This window comes from Aeromicrobium sp. IC_218, from assembly GCF_004336805.1.
Classification (GTDB): Bacteria; Actinomycetota; Actinomycetes; order Propionibacteriales; family Nocardioidaceae; genus Aeromicrobium.
In genome coordinates, this window is record NZ_SJXM01000004.1 from 44,459 (window position 1) to 63,325 (window position 18,867).

At 73.8% G+C, this 18,867-nt stretch carries 20 protein-coding genes; 13 read left to right on the top strand and 7 right to left on the bottom strand.

What is annotated here, in order from left to right; genetic code table 11:
- Nucleotides 1–68 precede the first annotated feature (68 nt).
- A complete protein-coding gene (locus E0W78_RS06105) occupies nucleotides 69–1,709 on the top strand; it encodes a methyl-accepting chemotaxis protein (RefSeq protein WP_131402976.1) in 1,641 nt (546 codons plus the stop codon).
- Nucleotides 1,710–1,876: 167 nt separating this feature from the next.
- Nucleotides 1,877–2,257, top strand: coding sequence for a hypothetical protein (locus E0W78_RS06110; RefSeq protein WP_131402977.1), 381 nt, complete (start codon nucleotides 1,877–1,879; stop codon nucleotides 2,255–2,257).
- Here E0W78_RS06110 and E0W78_RS06115 read toward each other — a convergent pair.
- Together E0W78_RS06115 and E0W78_RS06120 are read right to left on the bottom strand one after the other, a co-directional pair.
- Nucleotides 2,254–3,153 carry an alpha/beta hydrolase gene (locus E0W78_RS06115; RefSeq protein WP_131402978.1) on the bottom strand — a complete coding sequence of 300 codons (900 nt, stop codon included), beginning with the start codon at nucleotides 3,151–3,153 and terminating at the stop codon, nucleotides 2,254–2,256. The genes E0W78_RS06110 and E0W78_RS06115 overlap by 4 nt on opposite strands.
- Before the next feature lie 43 nt (nucleotides 3,154–3,196).
- A complete protein-coding gene (locus E0W78_RS06120) occupies nucleotides 3,197–3,469 on the bottom strand; it encodes a hypothetical protein (RefSeq protein ID WP_019144149.1) in 273 nt (90 codons plus the stop codon).
- Nucleotides 3,470–3,589: 120 nt separating this feature from the next.
- Between E0W78_RS06120 and E0W78_RS06125 the strand changes: the two genes are divergently transcribed.
- A complete protein-coding gene (locus E0W78_RS06125; RefSeq protein ID WP_131402979.1) occupies nucleotides 3,590–4,240 on the top strand; it encodes a TetR family transcriptional regulator in 651 nt (216 codons plus the stop codon).
- A 117-nt stretch (nucleotides 4,241–4,357) separates the two neighbouring features.
- On the opposite strand, the gene E0W78_RS06130 is transcribed toward E0W78_RS06125, so the two are convergent.
- The gene (locus E0W78_RS06130; protein WP_019144151.1) at nucleotides 4,358–4,654 is read right to left on the bottom strand and encodes a WhiB family transcriptional regulator; all 297 of its coding nucleotides are present in this window, start codon (nucleotides 4,652–4,654) and stop codon (nucleotides 4,358–4,360) included.
- A 193-nt stretch (nucleotides 4,655–4,847) separates the two neighbouring features.
- On the opposite strand from E0W78_RS06130, the gene E0W78_RS06135 reads away from it, so the two are divergent.
- From E0W78_RS06135 to E0W78_RS06145, 3 genes are read left to right on the top strand one after another with little or no spacing between them, the layout of a single operon-like run.
- Nucleotides 4,848–5,648: a crotonase/enoyl-CoA hydratase family protein gene (locus tag E0W78_RS06135; RefSeq protein WP_131402980.1), complete on the top strand. Its 801-nt coding sequence runs from the start codon at nucleotides 4,848–4,850 to the stop codon at nucleotides 5,646–5,648.
- 30 nt (nucleotides 5,649–5,678) lie between these two features.
- On the top strand, nucleotides 5,679–6,584 hold the full coding sequence (locus tag E0W78_RS06140) for a carbohydrate kinase (protein ID WP_242686252.1): 906 nt from the start codon (nucleotides 5,679–5,681) through the stop codon (nucleotides 6,582–6,584).
- Between the two features lie 4 nt (nucleotides 6,585–6,588).
- Entirely contained in the window at nucleotides 6,589–7,218 is a 630-nt protein-coding gene (locus E0W78_RS06145) for a YigZ family protein (protein WP_131402981.1), read from the top strand.
- On the opposite strand, the gene E0W78_RS06150 is transcribed toward E0W78_RS06145, so the two are convergent.
- The gene (locus tag E0W78_RS06150; RefSeq protein ID WP_019144155.1) at nucleotides 7,215–7,742 is read right to left on the bottom strand and encodes a TetR/AcrR family transcriptional regulator; all 528 of its coding nucleotides are present in this window, start codon (nucleotides 7,740–7,742) and stop codon (nucleotides 7,215–7,217) included. The two genes, E0W78_RS06145 and E0W78_RS06150, sit on opposite strands and share 4 nt — an antisense overlap.
- 106 nt (nucleotides 7,743–7,848) lie before the next feature.
- On the opposite strand from E0W78_RS06150, the gene E0W78_RS06155 reads away from it, so the two are divergent.
- Nucleotides 7,849–9,378: an MFS transporter gene (locus E0W78_RS06155; RefSeq protein ID WP_131402982.1), complete on the top strand. Its 1,530-nt coding sequence runs from the start codon at nucleotides 7,849–7,851 to the stop codon at nucleotides 9,376–9,378.
- Nucleotides 9,379–9,400: 22 nt separating this feature from the next.
- Nucleotides 9,401–10,222, top strand: coding sequence for a hypothetical protein (locus tag E0W78_RS16490; protein WP_165570416.1), 822 nt, complete (start codon nucleotides 9,401–9,403; stop codon nucleotides 10,220–10,222).
- On the opposite strand, the gene E0W78_RS06165 is transcribed toward E0W78_RS16490, so the two are convergent.
- A complete protein-coding gene (locus E0W78_RS06165) occupies nucleotides 10,219–11,142 on the bottom strand; it encodes a LysR family transcriptional regulator (protein WP_131402983.1) in 924 nt (307 codons plus the stop codon). The genes E0W78_RS16490 and E0W78_RS06165 overlap by 4 nt on opposite strands.
- 74 nt (nucleotides 11,143–11,216) lie before the next feature.
- Here E0W78_RS06165 and E0W78_RS06170 point away from each other — a divergent pair, with 74 nt between their 5' ends.
- Entirely contained in the window at nucleotides 11,217–12,089 is an 873-nt protein-coding gene (locus E0W78_RS06170; protein WP_131402984.1) for an EamA family transporter, read from the top strand.
- Here the strand turns inward: E0W78_RS06170 and E0W78_RS06175 are convergent.
- Nucleotides 12,086–12,655, bottom strand: coding sequence for a TetR/AcrR family transcriptional regulator (locus tag E0W78_RS06175; RefSeq protein WP_131402985.1), 570 nt, complete (start codon nucleotides 12,653–12,655; stop codon nucleotides 12,086–12,088). The genes E0W78_RS06170 and E0W78_RS06175 overlap by 4 nt on opposite strands.
- Before the next feature lie 77 nt (nucleotides 12,656–12,732).
- Here E0W78_RS06175 and E0W78_RS06180 point away from each other — a divergent pair, with 77 nt between their 5' ends.
- From E0W78_RS06180 to E0W78_RS06190, 3 genes are all read left to right on the top strand, one after another.
- Nucleotides 12,733–14,277, top strand: coding sequence for a carboxyl transferase domain-containing protein (locus tag E0W78_RS06180; protein WP_131403203.1), 1,545 nt, complete (start codon nucleotides 12,733–12,735; stop codon nucleotides 14,275–14,277).
- 94 nt (nucleotides 14,278–14,371) lie between these two features.
- Nucleotides 14,372–16,216: a biotin carboxylase N-terminal domain-containing protein gene (locus E0W78_RS06185; RefSeq protein WP_131402986.1), complete on the top strand. Its 1,845-nt coding sequence runs from the start codon at nucleotides 14,372–14,374 to the stop codon at nucleotides 16,214–16,216.
- Nucleotides 16,217–16,230: 14 nt separating this feature from the next.
- Nucleotides 16,231–17,139 carry a hydroxymethylglutaryl-CoA lyase gene (locus tag E0W78_RS06190; RefSeq protein ID WP_131403204.1) on the top strand — a complete coding sequence of 303 codons (909 nt, stop codon included), beginning with the start codon at nucleotides 16,231–16,233 and terminating at the stop codon, nucleotides 17,137–17,139.
- Between the two features lie 3 nt (nucleotides 17,140–17,142).
- On the opposite strand, the gene E0W78_RS06195 is transcribed toward E0W78_RS06190, so the two are convergent.
- Complete coding sequence (locus E0W78_RS06195) at nucleotides 17,143–17,817, bottom strand: EcsC family protein (RefSeq protein ID WP_131402987.1); 675 nt, start codon at nucleotides 17,815–17,817, stop codon at nucleotides 17,143–17,145.
- Nucleotides 17,818–17,882: 65 nt separating this feature from the next.
- Here E0W78_RS06195 and E0W78_RS06200 point away from each other — a divergent pair, with 65 nt between their 5' ends.
- Nucleotides 17,883–18,851: a phosphotransferase gene (locus tag E0W78_RS06200; protein ID WP_131402988.1), complete on the top strand. Its 969-nt coding sequence runs from the start codon at nucleotides 17,883–17,885 to the stop codon at nucleotides 18,849–18,851.
- Nucleotides 18,852–18,867: the final 16 nt, after the last annotated feature.

Genomic DNA, 18,867 nt, shown 5'->3' on the forward strand with positions numbered 1-18,867 from the left:
GGCCGATCGGGTGGGGGTCGGTCCAGGGACGGTCCGGCGCCTCACGATCCACCGCCTGGAGGGCACCCATGTCGAAGTCCACGTCGACCGAGCACGTCGAGGCGGGCCCCCGCGGCCTCGCCGCGTGGTGGTCGAGCCGCAAGATCCGCACCAAGGTCCTGGTGCCGGCCGTCCTCGGTGTCGTCGCCGCCTCGGTGCTGGGTGCCTACAGCCTCAACGCCCTGTCCGACAGCGCCGCCACGAGCCAGAGCATCCACGAGGACAACCTCGCGGCGGTGAAGGTCCTGGGCGAGATCAGCGTGACGCGCAAGAGCATCTCGATCAGCGCCCGCGACATCCTGCTCGTCGGTGACGGCCCCGACCGCCAGGCCGTCCTGGACGAGTACGTGGAGCTGCAGAAGACGTTCGACGCCCAGCTCGACGAGTACCTGACCACGAACCCGACCGCGGCGAACCGCCAGCGCGCCGAGGACATCCGGGCGACGCTCGGCCAGTACATCTCGGCCGTCGACGAGAAGCTCGGCCCGCTGGCCGAGGAGCAGGACCTCTCCGGCTGGCTCAAGGTCAACAACGGCGAGGTCTCGACCATCGCCGAGAAGATCAGCTCCGACCTCGGCGGCATCGTCGAGTCCGAGGACGCCCAGGCCAAGGCCGAGGCCGTCGCCGCCCAGGACGCCTACTCCACCGCGCGGACCACGACCATCGCCGTGCTGCTCGTCGGCGCGCTCCTGTGCCTGGGCATCGGCCTGCTGGTGGCGCGGAGCATCGCCGCGAGCGTCGGACGCGTCCGCCAGGTCGCCGAGTCCCTCGCCGCCGGCGACCTGACCGCGTCGTCGGGCGTCACGTCGCGCGACGAGGTCGGCGAGATGAGCGCCAGCCTGGACGACGCGACCGCCACCCTGCGTGGCCTGATGAGCCAGGTGACGGCGTCCTCGGACGCCCTCGCCGCGGCCGCCGAGGAGCTCTCGGCGTCCTCGCAGCAGATCGCCGCGGGTGCGGAGGAGACCTCCGTGCAGGCCGGCCTGGTGTCGAACGCGGCCGAGGACGTGTCGCGCAACGTGCAGACCGTGGCCGCCGGCTCCGACGAGATGGGCGCCTCGATCCGCGAGATCGCCCACTCGGCCAACGAGGCCGCTCGCGTCGCCTCGGAGGCGGTCCGCACGGTCGAGACCACCAACCAGACGGTCGCCAAGCTGGGCGAGTCCAGCCAGGAGATCGGCAACGTCGTCAAGGTCATCACCTCGATCGCCGAGCAGACCAACCTGCTGGCCCTGAACGCCACGATCGAGGCGGCCCGCGCCGGCGAGGCCGGCAAGGGCTTCGCGGTCGTCGCCAACGAGGTCAAGGAGCTGGCCCAGGAGACGGCCCGCGCGACCGAGGACATCGCCCGTCGCGTGGACGCCATCCAGTCCGATACCGGCGGCGCCGTGGACGCGATCGGGCAGATCGCCGAGATCATCACCTCGATCAACGACTACCAGGTGACGATCGCCTCGGCGGTGGAGGAGCAGACCGCCACCACGAACGAGATGAGCCGCAACGTCTCCGAGGCCTCGGCCGGCTCGGGCCAGATCGCGGACAACATCTCGGGCGTCTCCGAGGCCGCGGCCGGCACCACGCAGGCGCTGTCGCAGACGCAGTCCGCCGTCGACGAGGTCGCCCGCATGGCCACCGAGCTGCGTGGCTCGGTCGCCCACTTCCGCGTCTGATCCCGGTCCCACCCGACGAGGGGCCCGCCGCCACGTGCGACGGGCCCCTCGCCGTGCGTCCGGACGGTGGCGGGCCGGTGCGTGGTCCGCACCCCGGCCCGCGCGGATCCCGCCGATCCGTCCCGCATCCCTGGAGCGCGGGTGACCGTCCGGCGCACGATCGACGCATGACGCATGGCGCGGCGTCCGCCGCTCACGAGCTCGGGGTCTCGCTCGTCGACGTGCAGCAGATGATCTGCCGTCGCGAGCTGTACGCCTGCGTCTCGGGCGGACGCCTGGAGGTGCCGGAGTGGCAGCTGGTGCGCCGGCCGGGCGAGCCGGACGCGCACGTGCTGCCCCACCTGACCCGGGTGCTCGCGGTGCTGCCGAGCGAGGTGCACCCGTTCGTCGTCCGAGCCTTCTTCCTGCGCGAGCTGGTAGGCGTGGACGCGGACGGCGTCCCGCTCGTCGTGCGCGACTGGCTGGCGCAGGGCGGGGCGCCGGAGGCGGTCGAGGCGGTGGCCGTCCTGCGCTTCGGCGCGGGCCCCGCCCTGCGTCGTTCGCGCTAGACCGGGGCGACCTCGCCCAGCCAGGACAGCAGCGCGGCGTTGACCTCGTCGGGACGCTCCTGCTGCACCCAGTGGCCCGCGCCGTCGAGGACGACGCTGGACCGCAGGTCGGTGACCCAGCCGTCCATGCCCTGCGCGGGCATGAACAGCGCGACCGGGTCGCGCGACCCGGTCAGGAAGAACGCGGGCTGCGTGACCCGCCGGTCGGTCCAGTCGCGGGTGAGCTCGGCGTTGCGGTCGAGGTTGCGGTAGTACGACAGGCCCCCGGCGAACCCGGTGCGCTCGAACGCCTCGGCGTAGACGTCCAGGTCGGCCTCCGTCATCCAGCGCGGGCGGCGGACGTCCTCGCCCTCGCGGGCCGCCCAGTCGGCGCCCCAGACCTCGCTGGTGCTGAGCGTGCGCCGCACGTCGGACTCGAGCACCGGCTCGGCGACGCCGGGCTCCTGGAACCAGAGCATGTAGAAGTCCTCGCCGATGCGGTGGCGGAAGACCTCGGTGGGCACCGACCGGGTCGGCGGCGTGAACGGCACGCTCAGCCCGGCGACGGCGCGGACGCGCTCGGGCTGGCCGGTGGCGAGCAGCCAGACCACGTTGGCGCCCCAGTCGTGGCCGACGAAGACGGCCGACTCCTCGCCGACGTCGTCGAGGTACCCGGTGAGGTCGCGGCCCAGGGTCAGGGCGTCGTAGCCCTCGGGCCCCGGCGGGACGTCCGAGCGTCCGTAGCCGCGCATGTCGGGCACGGCGACCCGGTAGCCGGCGGCGACGAGGGCGGGCACCTGGTGGCGCCAGGAGTACCCCAGCTCGGGGAACCCGTGGACGAGGACCACGAGGGGTCCGTCGCCCTCCTCGAGGACGGACAGCTCGATGCCGTTGGTGGCGACCCGGCGCACGGTCATGGGGACCCCTCTCGCAGGCCGCCCAGTGTGCCGGGCGAGCGGGTCAGGCGGTGGCGGCGCCCTTGGCCGGGAAGTACAGCACCTGGATGCAGTCGCGACAGGCCTGCGGGTTCACCGCGGTGAAGCCCTGGTCGTAGAAGACCTTCCACTCGATCGCGGCCATGCCGCAGGCGGTGGTCGGCGAGCCGACCTCCCGCGCGTGGAAGGTGCCGTACGGTCCCCACCCGCCCGGGACCTGGCGGCGGTGCGGCGACGACGCGAAGTAGCGCGACGCGATGGTGGGACGAGCGGTGCGGGACGACAGGGCCACGGCCATCGGAGGTTTCCCCTCAATTAGGACTGAGTCTCACTGCACGACACTGAGTGTCATTACGGCAGTGTTACGTGTGTCCCAGGTCTCGTCAAGCCGAGCAGCCGAATCGGTCACGATGGACGCATGAGCACCGACGCGCGCGACCGCATCGTCCAGGCGGCGATGGAGCTGTTCGCGGCCCACGGGTACGCAGAGACGAGCGTCGAGGACATCGCGACGGCGGCCCAGGTGAGCCGCTCGACGTTCTTCCGGTACTTCGGCTCCAAGGAGTCCGTGGTCTTCCCCGACCACGACGAGATGCTGGCCGACATCCGCCGCCGGCTGGACGCCTCGACGCAGCGGTCCGCGCTGGACGCGGTCAGCGCCGCGATCACGACGGTGCTGGTGCACTACGTGAGCGAGGGCGAGCACGCGCGCCGCCGCTACCGCCTGACCAGCTCGATCCAGGCGCTGCGCGAGCGCGAGATCGCCATGGTGGCGCGCTACCAGCGGCTGTTCCGCCAGTACCTGACGCGCTACGACGTGACGTCGGACGGGTCGCCGCTGCGGGCCGAGCTCATGGCCGCGGCGGTCGTGTCGGCGCACAACCACGTCCTGCGCCGGTGGCTGCGCGGGGAGTGCGACGAGCCGATGATCGAGATCGACCAGGCGCTGCAGCTCGTGGCCGAGGTGTTCGTGGTGCAGGACGGCGCCCCGCAGGGGGTGCTGGTGCTCGAGGCCGGACGATCGCTGGCCGACGTGCTGCCGGCGCTGCGGGCCGCCGTCCAGGGCTGACCGCCGCGCTCGACCCGGCGGGGGACGCAGAAGGGCCGCGGCCGATCCGAAGATCGACCGCGGCCCTGGCACGACTCGCCGCGAGCCCCCCTGAAGCCCGCGACAGGCCGGGCGGGTTCAGGAAGCGAGCGGCTGCGCCTTGCGCCCGGCGAGGATCTCGGCGCGCTCGTTGACGGTCAGGCCGCCCCACACGCCGTACGGCTCCTGGACCGAGAGCGCGTGCTCACGGCACTCCTGGATGACCGGGCAGGTGGCGCAGAAGCTCTTGGCCTTCGCCTCGCGGGCGGCGCGGCGCGGGCCACGCTCGAACTCCGGGGAGAAGAAGGTGTCGGGGTCCGCGTTGTTGCAGGCCCCCTCGTACTGCCACTCGTACGTCTCGATGAGCGGCATCGGCAGTCGGTTCACGTTGACCATGGCGTCCTCTTTCCCCCAGGTGCGAGACGCCGGATCGACGCTCGCTTCCAAAACCTGTTCAGAACTTACTCAAAACCTCTTCACGAGTGCAAGGGAGTTGAAGAAGTTTCTTGCGCAGAACTTGTTCACCCGTCCCGGACCCCTGGAACTCCGGGGATGGACGCGGGAACTTACCCCCGGGTAACCTGCGGTCATGACCGAGTCACGCGTCCAGGTGGAGCTCGCCGGACCGATCGCCCACGTCCGTCTGAACCGTCCCGACAAGCTCAACGGCTTCGACCTGGAGCTCATCGCCGAGCTCATCGAGGCGGGCCGCCGTCTCGCCCGCGACCGTGACGTCCGCGTCGTCGTGCTGAGCGGCAACGGGCGCTCGTTCTGCGCCGGCCTGGACTTCGCCGCGGCGTTCAAGGACAAGAAGCGCGTCGCGCGGATGTTCTTCGCCGGGCCGCGTCGGGCCAACGACTTCCAGCGGGTCACCGAGGTGTGGCGCTCGCTGCCGGTCCCGGTCATCGCCGTCGTCCACGGCCACTGCTTCGGCGCCGGCCTGCAGCTCGCGGCCAACGCCGACTTCCGCTTCACCACGCCCGACGCGAAGTGGTCGATCCTCGAGGCGAAGTGGGGCCTGGTGCCCGACATGGGCGGCACCGTGCCGTTCAGCGAGCTGCTGCGCACCGACGTGCTGATGCGCCTGGCGCTCACCGGCGACGTGTTCAGCGGCCAGGAGGCCGGCGAGCTCGGCCTCGCCACCGGCGTCAGCGACGACCCGCAGGCCGAGGCGCTGGCCCTCGCGGAGCGGATCATCGCGCGCTCGCCGGACTCGGTCGCGGCCACGAAGCGTCTGGTCCTGCAGACCCGGCGCGGCAGCGTGCGCGAGGCCTTCCGGCTCGAGCGTCGGCTGCAGTCGCGCATGTTCAAGTCGCCCAACACGGCCATCGCCCGCAAGGCCGGCAGCACCGGCGCCGAGCCCGAGTTCGGCCCGCGCACCGTCGACTGACCGGTCCCGGCTCTCCGTAGGGTGAGCGCCATGATGACGGTCGTCGGCGAGGCCCTGGTGGACGTGCTGGTGCGGCCCGACGGGTCGCGGGCCGAGCGTCCGGGCGGTGGCCCGGCGAACGTCGCGCTGGCGCTGGCCCGGCTCGACCACCCGGTCACGCTGCTGACCACGCTGGGCGGCGACGAGCGCGGACGGCTGGTGGCCGAGCACCTGCGGGCGTCCGGGGTGCGGCTGGAGGCCCACCCCGCGCCGCGCACGTCCACCGCGACGGCCACGCTCGACGCGTCCGGCTCGGCGACCTACGACTTCGACCTGACCTGGGACCCCGGCGCGCTCGCCCTGCCCGGCGGCGGGCTGCTGCACGTCGGCTCGCTCGGCGCGTTCCTGGAGCCGGGTGCGGACGCCGTCGAGCGGCTCGTCGCCGCGGCGCGGAGCGCGGCCGTCGTCTCGTTCGACCCGAACCTGCGCCCCACCCTCGTGCCCGACCGGACCTCCGCCGTCGCGCGGCTCGAGCGCCTCGTCGCGCTCGCCGACGTGGTCAAGGCCAGCGACGAGGACCTGCGCTGGGCGTACCCCGACGCCGACCCCGAGGACGTGGCCCGCGGCTGGCTGGGGTTCGGTCCCCGGCTCGTCGTGGTGACCGCCGGCGGCGAGGGCGCGGTCGCGCTCACGGCCGACGTCCGGGTGGAGGTCGGCGCGCCCGAGGCTGCCGTGGTCGACACCGTGGGCGCCGGCGACACGTTCATGGCCGGGCTGCTGTCCCGGCTGGCCGACGAGCACCTGCTCGACCCCGACGCGCGCGATCGGCTGGGCGGGATGGACCCGGCCACGCTGCAGCGCGTGCTCGCGACGGCCGTCCGGGCCGCCGCCGTGGTGGTCGGCCGCGAGGGCGCCGACCCGCCCCGCCGCGACGAGCTGGGGCCCGCCCTAGGGTGACGGCGTGCCCGCGCCGACGTCGTACCTGACCATCGCCGGGCCCGCGACCGTCGAGACCGAGGTCAAGCGCTCGCGGTTCCGCTGCGACGTCGCCCGCGTCGACGACGAGGACGCCGCGCGGGCCCTCGTGGAGGACGCCCGTCGCCGGTCGCACGACGCCCGGCACCACTGCAGCGCCTGGGTGGTCGGCCCGGACGCCCGGGTGCGCCGGATGGACGACGACGGGGAGCCGTCCGGAACCGCCGGCGCGCCGATGCTCGACGTGCTGACCCGGCGCGGGCTGAGCGACGTCGCCGCCGTCGTCACCCGCTGGTTCGGCGGGACGCTGCTCGGGGCCGGCGGCCTGGTGCGCGCCTACGGCGACGCGGTGGGCCAGGCGCTCGACGCGGCCGGCACCCGCGAGCGGCACCGCCGCCTGCTCGTCGCGGTCGAGGTGGCGGTCGCCGACGCGGGCAAGGTCGAGAACCTGCTGCGGTCGGCGTGGCAGGTGACCGGTGTCGGCTACGGCACGCGCGCCACGATCACCGTGGCCGTGCCGCCCGGCGACCGCGACGAGCTCGGCCAGCGGCTGGCGTCCGTCACCGCGGGTCGGGCGCGGCTCGACGACGCCGGGGAGTCCTGGGTCGACGCCTAGATCGCGCCGTCGAGGCGGCCGAGCACGTCGCGGACGTGGTCGACCGCGGACTTCTCCGACAGGCCGGTCGTGTCGTCGAAGTAGAGGCCGTCGCCGATCAGCTGGATCGTGCGGGCCAGCGACTCGTCGCCCAGGTGCTCGCGGAGCACCTCGAACCACGACTCGCGCACCTCGGCCAGCGTCTGGCGGGCGCGGGCGTCGTTCTCCTGGGCCACGCGCGCGGTGGCGATGAGCGCCCGGTCGTAGTCGCTGCCGTTGTCGACCGACGTCGTCAGGTAGTAGTCGACCGGTCCCTGTGGCGCGGTGCGCATGCGCTGGACGTCGGCGTCGCCCTGCTCGCGCAGCCGCTCGAGCATGCCGATCAGCAGGTCGTCCTTGCTGTGGAAGTGGTAGAGCAGCCCGCCCTTGGACACGTTCGCGTCCGCGGCGACGGCCTCGAGCGTGGCCGCCCGGGTGCCGCCCACGACGAGCAGCTTCTCGAACGCGTCGAGCAGCCGGTCACGGGTGCCGCGCTCCTTCGCCATGCGCCGACTCTAGCGCCGCGAACGTCACACTCCGCGGGCTTGGTCGCTGTACCGTCCGGACGGTACAGTAGAGAGGTTGTCACCCGCCCCGAGAGGAGGACCCCTCATGAGCCACGTCCACGTTCCCACCACGGAACCGATCCAGCCCGCGCGCCGCGCCCGTCCCCGTGACTGGGGGGCCCTCGCCGTGCTGATGCTGCCGGTGCTGCTGACCTCGATCGACAACACCGTGCTGAGCTTCGCGCTGCCGCAGGTCACCACCGACCTGCGCCCGACCGGCACCCAGCTGCTGTGGATCGTCGACCTGTACCCGCTCATGCTCGCCGGCTTCCTCATCGCCGCCGGCAGCCTGGGCGACCGCGTCGGCCGTCGCCGCCTGCTCGTGCTCGGCGCCCTCGGCTTCGGCGTCGCGTCGCTCGTCGCGGCGTTCAGCACGACGCCGGAGATGCTGCTCGTGGCCCGCGGCCTGCTCGGCTTCTTCGGTGCCGCGCTCATGCCGTCGACGCTGTCGCTGATCCGCAACATCTTCGAGGACGCGTCGCAGCGCCGCGTCGCCATCGCGACGTGGGCGGCCATGTTCTCCGGCGGCGCCGCGCTCGGCCCCGTGCTCGGCGGCTGGCTGCTGCAGCACTACTGGTGGGGCTCGGTCTTCCTCATCAACGCGCCGATCATCGTCGCGTTCGTCGTGCTGGCCTTCGTGCTGCTTCCCGAGTCGCGCGACCCCAGCCCGGGTCCGATCGACGTGCCGAGCATCGTGCTGTCGCTGACCGCCATGCTGCCGCTGACCTTCGCGATCAAGAAGGCCGCCGAGTCGGGCCTCACCGACGTCGTCGTGCTCACCGTCGTCGTGGGCGTCGCGAGCGTCGTGGCGTTCCTGCGCCGTCAGCGCCGGCTCGCCCACCCGATGATCGACCTCACGCTGTTCGGCAACCGGGTCTTCACCGGCGCGATCACGGCCAACCTGCTCAGCCTCATGGGCTTCGCCGGCTTCATGTTCTTCGCCGCGCAGTTCCTGCAGCTGGTCATGGGCCTGAGCCCGCTGGAGTCCGCGGTGGCGCTGCTGCCCGGCCTGGTCGTGACCGTGGCCGCCGGCTTCGTGGCGGTGCGGCTCGTCCAGCGCGTGCCGGTGCACCTGGTCGTGGCGGGCAGCTTCGTGCTGTCGGCCACGGGCTACGCGATCGCCGCGTTCGGCGACCCGAGCACCGGCTCGATCATGCTGGCCTTCGCCGTGCTCGGCGTCGGGATCGGCCTGGCCGAGACGCTGACCAACGACCTCATGCTGGCCGGGGTGCCCCCGCACAAGGCCGGCGCCGCGTCCGCCCTGTCGGAGACGGCGTACGAGATCGGCGCGGTGCTGGGCACGGCGGTGCTGGGCAGCATCCTGACCCAGACGTTCCGGCGCGAGCTGCAGGTGCCGTCGTACGCGGCGGACACCACCGGCCACACGTTCGAGACCCTGGGCGGTGCGCTCGAGCGAGCCGCGCTGTTCCCGAACGAGGTGGGCGACACGCTGCGGGCGTCGGCGATCGCGGCGTTCGACCACGGCGTCCAGCTGACGTCGGCGGCGGCGATCGTGGTCGCGCTCAGCGCGGCGTGGATGTCGTTCCGGATGCTGCGGGACGCCCCGAAGCACTGACCGGCGGGCCTAGGCTCGGGGCGTGCGCCGGACCGCCGCCCTGCTCCTGGTGCTCGTCCTGGCCGGGTGCGGCCTCGGGGACGAGCCGGACGAGGCGCGCGCGGGCCTGCCCGACGGCGTGACCGTCAGCCTGGACCAGGCGCGCAGCGACATGGCCACGCGCCGGGTCCTGGCCCGGGTGCAGAACGACGGGTCCGAGCCGCTGGTCGTGCGTGAGCTCCAGGTGCGCCTGCCGCGGTGGGGCGTCCCGGGTCGCTACGAGGGACCCGCGACCGTCCCACCCGGCGGCGCGCTGAACCTCGCCGTGGAGGCCCCGACGGCCGCCTGCGGGGACGGTGTCGACGCCCGCGTCCGGCTCGTCCTGGACGGTGGGGCGGGGACCGTGGACGGCGGAGCCACCGACCGGTTCGGCGCGATCGCTCGCCTGCTCGACCGCGACTGCGCGGACGCCCTGCTGCGGGTGGACGCCGGCGCTCCCCGGCTGGAGGGCCGCGAGATCGTGCTGCCCCTGATGTTCCGGACAACCGGGGAGGATGTCACGGTCGGGTCCGTCGCCGGCACCGTGCTGCTCGACCTCGCACCCGGCGAGGACGGACGGCTCGACCGCCGCCTGGCCGCCGGGGACCGCTGGTCCCGCGACGTGCGGCTGGCCCCGGCCCGGTGCGACGCCCACGTGGTCGCCGAGGACAAGGTCGGCACGCTCCTGCCGCTGCAGGTCACCACGCGGCACGGCGCGGTGACGACCTTCCTGCGTCCGGCCCCGGCGGTGAAGGGCGGCCTGCTGGACTCGGTCGTCCGGCTCTGCGGCATCGGACAGGGTGACGACCCGCTGCTGGACGACTAGGTCGCGTCGCGGCTCGCGACGTGCTCGGCCGCCACCCGCTCGAGCGCGGCCTGGACGTGCCGGCGGGCGGGGTTGGCGTCGCTGGCGCGGCGCCACACCGCGCCGACGCTGCGCCGGGACACCGGGTCGACCACGGGGACGGCGCGCACGGTCGGCGGCAGGTGCTCGCGGCCCAGCCGGGGGAGCAGGGCGATGGCCACGCCCTGCTCGACCATGGCGACGTGCGTGCCGAAGCTGGCGTCCTGGCAGCGCACGTCGGGGAGCGTGTCGTGCGAGGCGTGCATCTGCAGCAGCCAGTCGTGGCAGATCGAGCCGGTGTGGGTGCTCACCCAGCGCTCATGGACGAGGTCGGCGGCCGCCACCTCGTCCTGCCCGGCCAGGCGGTGGTCGGCGGGCAGCACGACGTCCGCGGCGTCGGTGAGCAGCGGGACGAGGTGCAGTGCCGGGGCGACCGTGAGCGGCACCGAGCTCCAGTCGTGGACGACGCCGAGGTCGGCCCCGCCGCGCTCGACCATCGTGAGGCACTCGCGCGGGTCGATCTCGTGCACGCGGACCTCGAGCTCGGGCGCGGACGTGGCCAGCCGGCGCAGCAGCGGGGCGACGAGCCCGCGGCACGCCGTCGAGAACGCGGCGATGCGGAAGACGCCGGTGAGCGGCGCGTCGTCGCCGAGGGCGAGGTTGCCGACCTGCTCGAGCTCGGCGAGCAGCGCACCGCCGCGGTCGGCGAGCAGGCGTCCGCGCTCGGTCAGCACGACCCGGCGGCCCACCCGCTCGAGCATCGCGGCCCGGCTCTGGCGCTCCAGCCGCTTGACCTGCTGGCTCACCGCCGAGGGGGTGAACCCGAGCGCCTGGGCCGCGCCGGCGACGGTGCCGTGGTCGCGGACGGCGATCAGGGCGCGAAGCGCGGTCACGTCGATCATGTAGCGATGCTACCGATTGACCGGCACGAGACATCGCTGGTCGTGCATGGTCGTCGTCCGCGACGATGGGACCCATGTCGCCGCGCCACAGCCTGCTCGCCGTGCTCGTCGCCCTCGTCTGGGGGTTGAACTTCGTCGTCATCGACGCCGGCCTGCAGGACGTCCCGCCGCTGCTGTTCCTGGCCTTCCGGTTCGTGCTCGTCGCGTTCCCGCTCGTGCTGCTCGTGCCGCAGCCCGGCCCCTGGAAGGACGTCCTGGTCATCGGCGCGTTCATGAGCCTGGGCCAGTTCTCGCTGCTCTACGTCGCGCTCGACCTGGGCATGCCGGCCGGCCTGGCGTCGCTCGTGCTGCAGGCACAGGTGATGTTCACGGTGGTCATCGCCGCGGTCGCGCTGGGCGAGCGGTCGACCACGCAGCAGGTCGTCGGGGTCGGCGTCGGGACGGTCGGCCTGCTCGTCGTCGCCCTGGCCCACGGGCTGCGCGCGCCGGTGCTGCCGCTGCTGGTGACGATCGGCGCGGCGCTCTCCTGGGCGATCGGCAACGTCGCCGCCCGCCGGGCCCGCATGGCGTCCGGTCTCGGGCTCGTCGCCTGGTCCGCGCTCGTGGTGCCGCTGCCCGCGCTCGCGCTGTCGCTCGCGGTCGACGGCCCGGCCGAGGTGGGCGACGCGATCGCCGGGCTCGGCTGGACGGCGGTGCTGTCGACCGCCTACACCGTCGTGTTCGCGTCGCTGTTCGGCTACGTGGTGTGGAACGGCCTGCTCGCCCGCTACCCGGCCGGTGCGGTGGTGCCGTTCATCCTGCTGGTGCCGGTCGTCGGCATCCTCGCGGCGTGGCTCGTGCAGGACGAGGTGCCGACGGCGCTGGAGACGGCCGGCGGGCTGGTCATGCTGTCGGGCGTCGCGATCGCCAGCGTCCGGCTGCGCCGGCGCGAGGTCGTGCCGGCCTAGAGCCCGGACAGCGCGCCGCGGGCCATGCGCACCAGCAGCGCCCGCATGGACGCCTGGTCGAGCCGGGCGCTGTGCGGCGTGGAGTTGAGCAGGCCGAACACGGCCTGGGCGGCGGCGCGCGCGGCCGGACGGTCGAGGCCGGGGCGCAGCTCGCGCAGGACGTCCACCCAGACGTCGACGTAGGCCAGCTGGAGCTCGCGCACCTGGCGGCGGGCGTCCGGGGCGAGGTTCTGCCACTCGCGGGCCTGCACCGAGATGAGCTCGGGCGAGCCGAGCGCGAAGTCGACGTGGAACTCGACCAGCTCGGCGTAGGTGACGTCCGGCGACGAGCCCTCGCCCGCGACGCGCCGGCCGCCCGCGAGCAGGAACTCGCTGATCGCGACGAGCGCGGCGCTCAGCACGTCGTCCTTGCCCGAGAAGTGCTTGTAGAGGGCCGGCCCGGAGATGCCGCAGGCCGCGCCGATGTCGTGCACCGAGACGCCGTGGAAGCCGCGCTCGGCGAACAGCTTCGCGGCCGTCGTCAGGATCTGGTCGCGGCGCGTGGACGTGGGGAGCTCGGTCGTCACGGGGCCAGTCTAGCGCCCGTCGGTTAACGTGCGTTAACCTGCGCCTGTTCCCGAGATGGAGGCTGAGCGTGCCCGAGATGAGAGAGCTGGTCGCCGAGCTGCGCGAGCACCTCGCGGTCGTCCGCCAGGGCGGCAGTGCGTCGTCGCGCGAGCGGCACGTGGCCCGCGGCAAGCTGCTGCCCCGCGACCGGGTCGACCGCCTGCTCGACCCCGGCTCGCCGTTCCTGGAGCTCTCGCCGCTGGCCGCGCACGGGATGTACGGCGGCGAGGTGCCCAGCGCGGGCATCGTCACCGGCATCGGACGGGTGAGCGGTCGCGAGGTGGTCGTCGTCGCCAACGACGCGACGGTCAAGGGCGGCACCTACTACCCGCTGACCGTCAAGAAGCACCTGCGCGCCCAGGCCGTCGCCCAGGAGAACCGCCTGCCCTGCGTCTACCTGGTCGACTCCGGCGGCGCGTTCCTGCCCATGCAGGACGAGGTGTTCCCCGACCGCGAGCACTTCGGCCGCATCTTCTTCAACCAGGCCCAGATGAGCGCCCGCGGCATCCCGCAGGTCGCCTCGGTCATGGGCTCGTGCACCGCCGGCGGCGCGTACGTCCCCGCGATGAGCGACGAGACGGTCATCGTCCGCGACCAGGGCACGATCTTCCTCGGCGGCCCGCCGCTGGTGAAGGCCGCGACCGGCGAGGTCGTGACCGCCGAGGAGCTCGGCGGCGGCGACGTCCACGCGCGCACGTCCGGCGTGGTCGACCACCTGGCCGACGACGACGAGCACGCGCTGCAGATCGTCCGCTCGATCGTCGGCACGCTCGGCCCGGCCGAGGGGCCCAGCGTCCACCGCCGGCCCCCGGCCCCGCCGCGCGAGGACCCGGCCACGCTCGCCGACGTCGTGCCGGCCGACCCGCGCACGCCCTACGACGTCCGCGAGGTGATCCGCCGGGTCGTGGACGACTCACGGCTGCACGAGTTCAAGCCGCTCTACGGCGAGACGCTGGTCTGCGGGTTCGCCCACGTCATGGGCTACCCGGTCGCGATCCTGGCCAACAACGGCATCCTGTTCAGCGAGTCCGCGCTGAAGGGCGCCCACTTCGTCGAGCTGGCCAACCAGCGCGGCATCCCGCTGCTGTTCCTGCAGAACATCAGCGGGTTCATGGTCGGGCGCCAGTACGAGAACGGCGGCATCGCCAAGGACGGCGCGAAGCTCGTCACCGCCGTCGCGTCCAGCGTCGTGCCGAAGCTGACCGTCGTGATCGGCGGATCGTACGGCGCCGGCAACTACGGCATGTGCGGCCGGGCGTACGACCCGCGCTTCCTGTGGACGTGGCCCAACGCGCGCACGTCCGTCATGGGTGGCGAGCAGGCCGCGTCCGTGCTCGCCACCGTCCGCCGCGACGGCATCGAGGCCAAGGGCGGCGAGTGGAGCGCCGAGGACGAGGAGGCGTTCAAGGCGCCGATCCGCGCCCAGTACGAGGAGCAGGGCTCGGCGTACTACTCCACCGCCCGGCTGTGGGACGACGGGATCATCGACCCCGCCGACACCCGTCGCGTCGTCGCCATGGGCCTGCAGGTCGCCGCCCAGGCCCCGATCCCCACGCCGCAGTTCGGCGTCTTCCGGATGTGAGCGCCCACCGTCACCGTGAGCGTGACGTTCCGGGGCTCGATCCGGCCGCCGGACCCCCGGAACGTCACACTCAGCGAGAGCCGAGGAAGCACCCATGAGCACCTTCACGACCGTCCTGGTCGCCAACCGCGGCGAGATCGCCCGCCGCGTGTTCCGCACCTGCCGCGAGCAGGGGCTGCGCACCGTCGCCGTGTACTCCGACGCGGACGCCGACGCCCCGTTCGTCGGTGAGGCCGACGTCGCCGTCCGCCTGGGCCCGACCCCGGCCGCCGAGTCGTACCTGTCGGTCGAGCGGCTGCTGGCCGCCGCCCGCGAGTCCGGCGCCGACGCCGTGCACCCGGGCTACGGCTTCCTGTCCGAGAACGCCGGGTTCGCCCGGGCCGTCGTCGAGGCCGGCCTCACCTGGATCGGCCCGGCGCCGGACGTCATCGAGCTCATGGGCCGCAAGGACCGCGCCCGCGAGGTGGCCGAGCGCGCCGGCGTGCCGGTGACTCCTCGGTTCGAGCCGGACGCGGTGCCCGCCGACGCGTACCCGGTGCTGGTCAAGGCCGCGGCCGGTGGTGGCGGCAAGGGCATGCACGTCGTGCGCACCCCGGACGGCCTGGCCGAGGCGCTGGCCCGGGCCGCCCGCGAGGCGTCCGCCGCCTTCGGCGACGACACGCTGCTCGTCGAGCGGTACGTCGAGGGCGGACGCCACGTCGAGGTGCAGGTGTTCGGCGACGAGCACGGCGACGTCGTCCACCTCGGCACCCGCGACTGCTCCGCCCAGCGCCGGCACCAGAAGGTGCTGGAGGAGGCGCCCGCGCCCGACCTGCCCGAGGCGCTGCGCCAGCGGCTGCACGACGCGTCCGTGGCCCTGGCCCGCGAGGTCGGCTACACCGGCGCCGGCACCGTCGAGTTCCTGGTCGCCGGCGACGAGGCGTTCTTCCTGGAGATGAACACCCGCCTGCAGGTCGAGCACCCCGTCACCGAGGAGGTCACCGGCACCGACCTCGTGGCCTGGCAGCTCGCCGTCGCCGCCGGCGAGCCGCTGCCGCTGGCCCAGGACGAGATCGGGTTCGACGGCCACGCGCTCGAGGTACGGGTCTACGCCGAGGACCCGTACGCGGGCTTCCTGCCCCAGGCCGGGACGATCTCGGCACTGCGCTGGGGCGGTCCGGCGCGCGAGGAGTCCGCGTACGTCGCCGGCGGCGAGGTGACGACCGCCTACGACCCGATGATCGCCAAGCTCGTCACCCACGGCACCGACCGCGCCGAGGCGATCGCCGCGATGCTCGAGGCGATCGACGGGTCGGTCGTCGTCGGGCTCACGACGAACCTCGGATTCCTGCGCCGGCTCGTCGCCACCGACGACTTCCGCCGCGGCCCGGTGCCGACCGACTGGCTGGACGCCCACGTGCCGCCCGAGCTGCTCACCCGGCCGACCGTGCCGGCGGCCGCGCTCCGGACGGCCGCGCACGAGCTCGTCCCGCCACGCGACGACACGCCGTTCGGCGCCCGCGATGGATGGCGGGTCGGGGAGCACGTCCCGGTGACCGTGACGCTCGAGGACGACGACGGGACGCTGCACCGGGCTCCGCTCATCGAGACCTGTGGTGCCGGGGGCTGGCTGGTGGAGGACGACGTCCCCGGACGCGCGCTGGTCGCGGTCGAGGGGCAGGTCTGGACCCTGTCGCTGCCGGACGGGACGCGCCGCCACCGCAGCGCCCACGGGGCTGCGGACGCCGACGTCACCGCCCCCATGCCCGGCACCGTGCTGAGCGTCGCGGTGGCCGAAGGGCAGCACGTCAACGCCGGCGAGTCGCTGGGAGTGCTCGAAGCCATGAAGATGGAGCTCGCGCTCACCGCCCCGTACGACGGCGTCGTCACGACGGTCGCCGCCGCGGCGGGCGCGCGCGTCGCGCTGGGCGACGTGCTCTTCGTGGTGGAGGACGAGTGAAGCGACGCCTGCCGATGGTCGAGCGCGACCCCGCGCTGCCCGAGCGCGTGACGATCTACGAGGTCGGCCCGCGCGACGGGCTGCAGAACGAGTCGACGGTCGTCCCCACGAAGGTGAAGGCCGAGTTCGTCCGCCGGCTCGTGGCGGCGGGCCTGCCGGTGGTGGAGACGACGAGCTTCGTCCACCCGCGCTGGGTGCCGCAGCTCGCCGACGCGGCCGACCTGCTCGCCGACCTGGGCGAGCTGGCCGTGCCCACGCCCGTGCTCGTCCCCAACGAGAAGGGCCTGGAGCGGGCGCTGGCCGCCGGTGTGAAGCACGTCGCCGTCTTCGCCAGCGCCACCGAGACGTTCGCCGAGAAGAACCTGGCGTCCACCTACGACGACCAGTTCGCCATGTTCGAGCCGGTGGTCGAGAAGGCGACCCGCCTCGGCCTGGACGTCCGCGCCTACGTCTCGATGTGCTTCGGCGACCCCTGGGAGGGACCGGTTCAGGTCGCCCGCGTCGTCGCCGCCGGACGCCGGCTGCTCGACATGGGTGCGTCGCAGCTGAGCATCGGCGACACCATCGGCGTGGCCACGCCCGGCCACGTCCGCTCGCTCGTCGACGCGTTCTCCGGCGCCGGCGTGGACGTCGACCGGCTGGCGATGCACTTCCACGACACCTACGGCCAGGCGCTCGCGAACGCGTACGCCGCGCTGGAGTCGGGCATCACCACGTTCGACGCGAGCGCCGGCGGTCTCGGCGGCTGCCCGTACGCCGAGAGCGCGACCGGCAACCTGGCCACCGAGGACCTGGTCTGGATGCTCGACGGCCTCGGCATCGAGCACGGCGTCCGCCTGGACGACCTGGTGCGCACGAGCACCTGGATGGCCGAGCAGCTCGGCCGCGAGTCGCCGTCGGCCGTCGTCCGCGCCCTCGGCTGAGGGTCAGCGGCGCAGCCGGCGGTCCTTGAGCTCGGACGCGGTGTACCGCCCGACGTCGCGGGTCGACAGGGCGTCGGCCGTCGCGCCGACGCCGCCGCCCAGCACGGGCACGCGGCGCGCCACGAACACGGCGGCGCGCTTGCCGATGACGTTGCCGAAGATCTGGGTGGTCACCTCGGTGGCGACCCGCTTGTCGAGCTGCGGGTCGTGCACCGGCGAGGTGGCCAGCGCCATCGGCGACGAGGGCAGCTTCTTGTGCTTGAGCAGCTGCTCGACGCCGTCGCGGCCGAGCATGCAGGCGAGCACGGCGTTGCGGACGCGCGGGTCGGCCAGGTCGTAGCCGCGCAGGTGCGCCAGGCCGGCGACGAGGTGGCACTGCACGAGCGCGACGCCGGCGACGTTGGCCGGGATGGAGACCGCGGCCGCCGTGCCGCCGAACAGGTTGGTGACGAAGCCCTGGCCCGCGGCCATCCGCACGTGCGAGGAGATGTACGCCTTCACGGCGCGCTCCACGTCACCGTCGGCCGACACCAGCGCGGCGTCCGCGGACTCCTCGGCCCCGCGCAGCGGGCCGAGCCCGTCGATCGCGTACTCCAGGACCTGCCGGACGTACGTCGAGGTGAAGCCGGGTCCGGCCTTGGCCGTGGCGGCGAGTGCGGCGTTGCGTCCGATGCCCATGCTCCGAGCATAGGTTCGGCCCGGCTGGGCGGCCCGTGGACGCGATCGGCCCTACGCTGACGGCCATGACGCAGCCGTTCTCGGTCCGGGTGACCGATCCGGCGTGGCGGGCCGAGGCCGAGGCCTGGCTCGTCGCGGCCTGCGAGGCCGACGGCCGTGTGGTCACCGGACCGGTCGAGCAGCCCCGCGTGCGGCCCTGGTCCACCCAGCTCGTGGCCCCCACCGACGCCGGACGCGTGTGGTTCAAGGCCAACGTCGCCGGCGCCGCGTTCGAGCCCGCCGTCCACCGGGTGCTCGCGCGCCTGGCCCCGGCCGAGGTGCTGCCGCCGCTGGCCGTCGACGCCGGGCGCGGCTGGATGGCGGTCGTCGACCACGGCGCCGTGCTGGGCGACGCCCACGAGCCCACCGAGCAGGAGTGGAGCGACGTGCTGCGCGGGGCGGCCCGGCTGCAGCGCCGGACCGTGGCCCACCGCGACGCGCTGGTCGAGGCCGGCCTGCCCGACTGCTCGCCCGCGACCGTCCCCGAGCGCCTGGACCGGCTGGTCGAGACCTTCGAGGCGCTCGAGCCGTCGCACCCCACGCACGTCGACGCCGACCTGGCCGCCCAGCTGCGGGCGGCGCGCCCGCTCGTGGCCGACGCCGCGGCCCGCCTGACCGACGGGCCGGTGCCGTCGACCTTCCAGCACGGCGACGCCCATCCGTGGAACGTGTTCGTCGAGGACGGACGCCTGCGGCTGTTCGACTTCGGCGACGCCCAGTGGGCCCACGCCGTGGAGGTGCTGATGGTGCCGTACGGCATCGTCCGCCACGGAGGGACGCTCGACTGGGCCGCCGTCGTCGAGGGCTACCGGCTGGAGTGGGAGCTGTCGCACGCCGAGCTCGACGGACTCATGTCCGCGGCCGCGCTCACGCACCCGGTGAACCGGGCGCTGACCTGGTGGACGTCCCTGCTCGAGGCCGGCCCGGCCGAGCTGGCCGAGTACGGCGACGCGCCGCTGCGCCACCTGGCCAACGTCCTGGAGCCGTGGCCGTGAGCGAGCGAACCATCGT

Bases quoted from the DNA above. Each gene is read 5' to 3' on its own strand.
- E0W78_RS06105 (WP_131402976.1), top strand. From the start codon at position 69: ATGTCGAAGTCCACGTCGACCGAGCACGTCGAGGCGGGCCCCCGCGGC.
- E0W78_RS06110 (WP_131402977.1), top strand. From the start codon at position 1,877: ATGACGCATGGCGCGGCGTCCGCCGCTCACGAGCTCGGGGTCTCGCTC.
- E0W78_RS06115 (WP_131402978.1), bottom strand. From the start codon at position 3,153: ATGACCGTGCGCCGGGTCGCCACCAACGGCATCGAGCTGTCCGTCCTC.
- E0W78_RS06120 (WP_019144149.1), bottom strand. From the start codon at position 3,469: ATGGCCGTGGCCCTGTCGTCCCGCACCGCTCGTCCCACCATCGCGTCG.
- E0W78_RS06125 (WP_131402979.1), top strand. From the start codon at position 3,590: ATGAGCACCGACGCGCGCGACCGCATCGTCCAGGCGGCGATGGAGCTG.
- E0W78_RS06130 (WP_019144151.1), bottom strand. From the start codon at position 4,654: ATGGTCAACGTGAACCGACTGCCGATGCCGCTCATCGAGACGTACGAG.
- E0W78_RS06135 (WP_131402980.1), top strand. From the start codon at position 4,848: ATGACCGAGTCACGCGTCCAGGTGGAGCTCGCCGGACCGATCGCCCAC.
- E0W78_RS06140 (WP_242686252.1), top strand. From the start codon at position 5,679: ATGATGACGGTCGTCGGCGAGGCCCTGGTGGACGTGCTGGTGCGGCCC.
- E0W78_RS06150 (WP_019144155.1), bottom strand. From the start codon at position 7,742: ATGGCGAAGGAGCGCGGCACCCGTGACCGGCTGCTCGACGCGTTCGAG.
- E0W78_RS06155 (WP_131402982.1), top strand. From the start codon at position 7,849: ATGAGCCACGTCCACGTTCCCACCACGGAACCGATCCAGCCCGCGCGC.
- E0W78_RS06165 (WP_131402983.1), bottom strand. From the start codon at position 11,142: ATGATCGACGTGACCGCGCTTCGCGCCCTGATCGCCGTCCGCGACCAC.
- E0W78_RS06170 (WP_131402984.1), top strand. From the start codon at position 11,217: ATGTCGCCGCGCCACAGCCTGCTCGCCGTGCTCGTCGCCCTCGTCTGG.
- E0W78_RS06180 (WP_131403203.1), top strand. From the start codon at position 12,733: ATGAGAGAGCTGGTCGCCGAGCTGCGCGAGCACCTCGCGGTCGTCCGC.
- E0W78_RS06185 (WP_131402986.1), top strand. From the start codon at position 14,372: ATGAGCACCTTCACGACCGTCCTGGTCGCCAACCGCGGCGAGATCGCC.
- E0W78_RS06190 (WP_131403204.1), top strand. From the start codon at position 16,231: ATGGTCGAGCGCGACCCCGCGCTGCCCGAGCGCGTGACGATCTACGAG.
- E0W78_RS06195 (WP_131402987.1), bottom strand. From the start codon at position 17,817: ATGGGCATCGGACGCAACGCCGCACTCGCCGCCACGGCCAAGGCCGGA.
- E0W78_RS06200 (WP_131402988.1), top strand. From the start codon at position 17,883: ATGACGCAGCCGTTCTCGGTCCGGGTGACCGATCCGGCGTGGCGGGCC.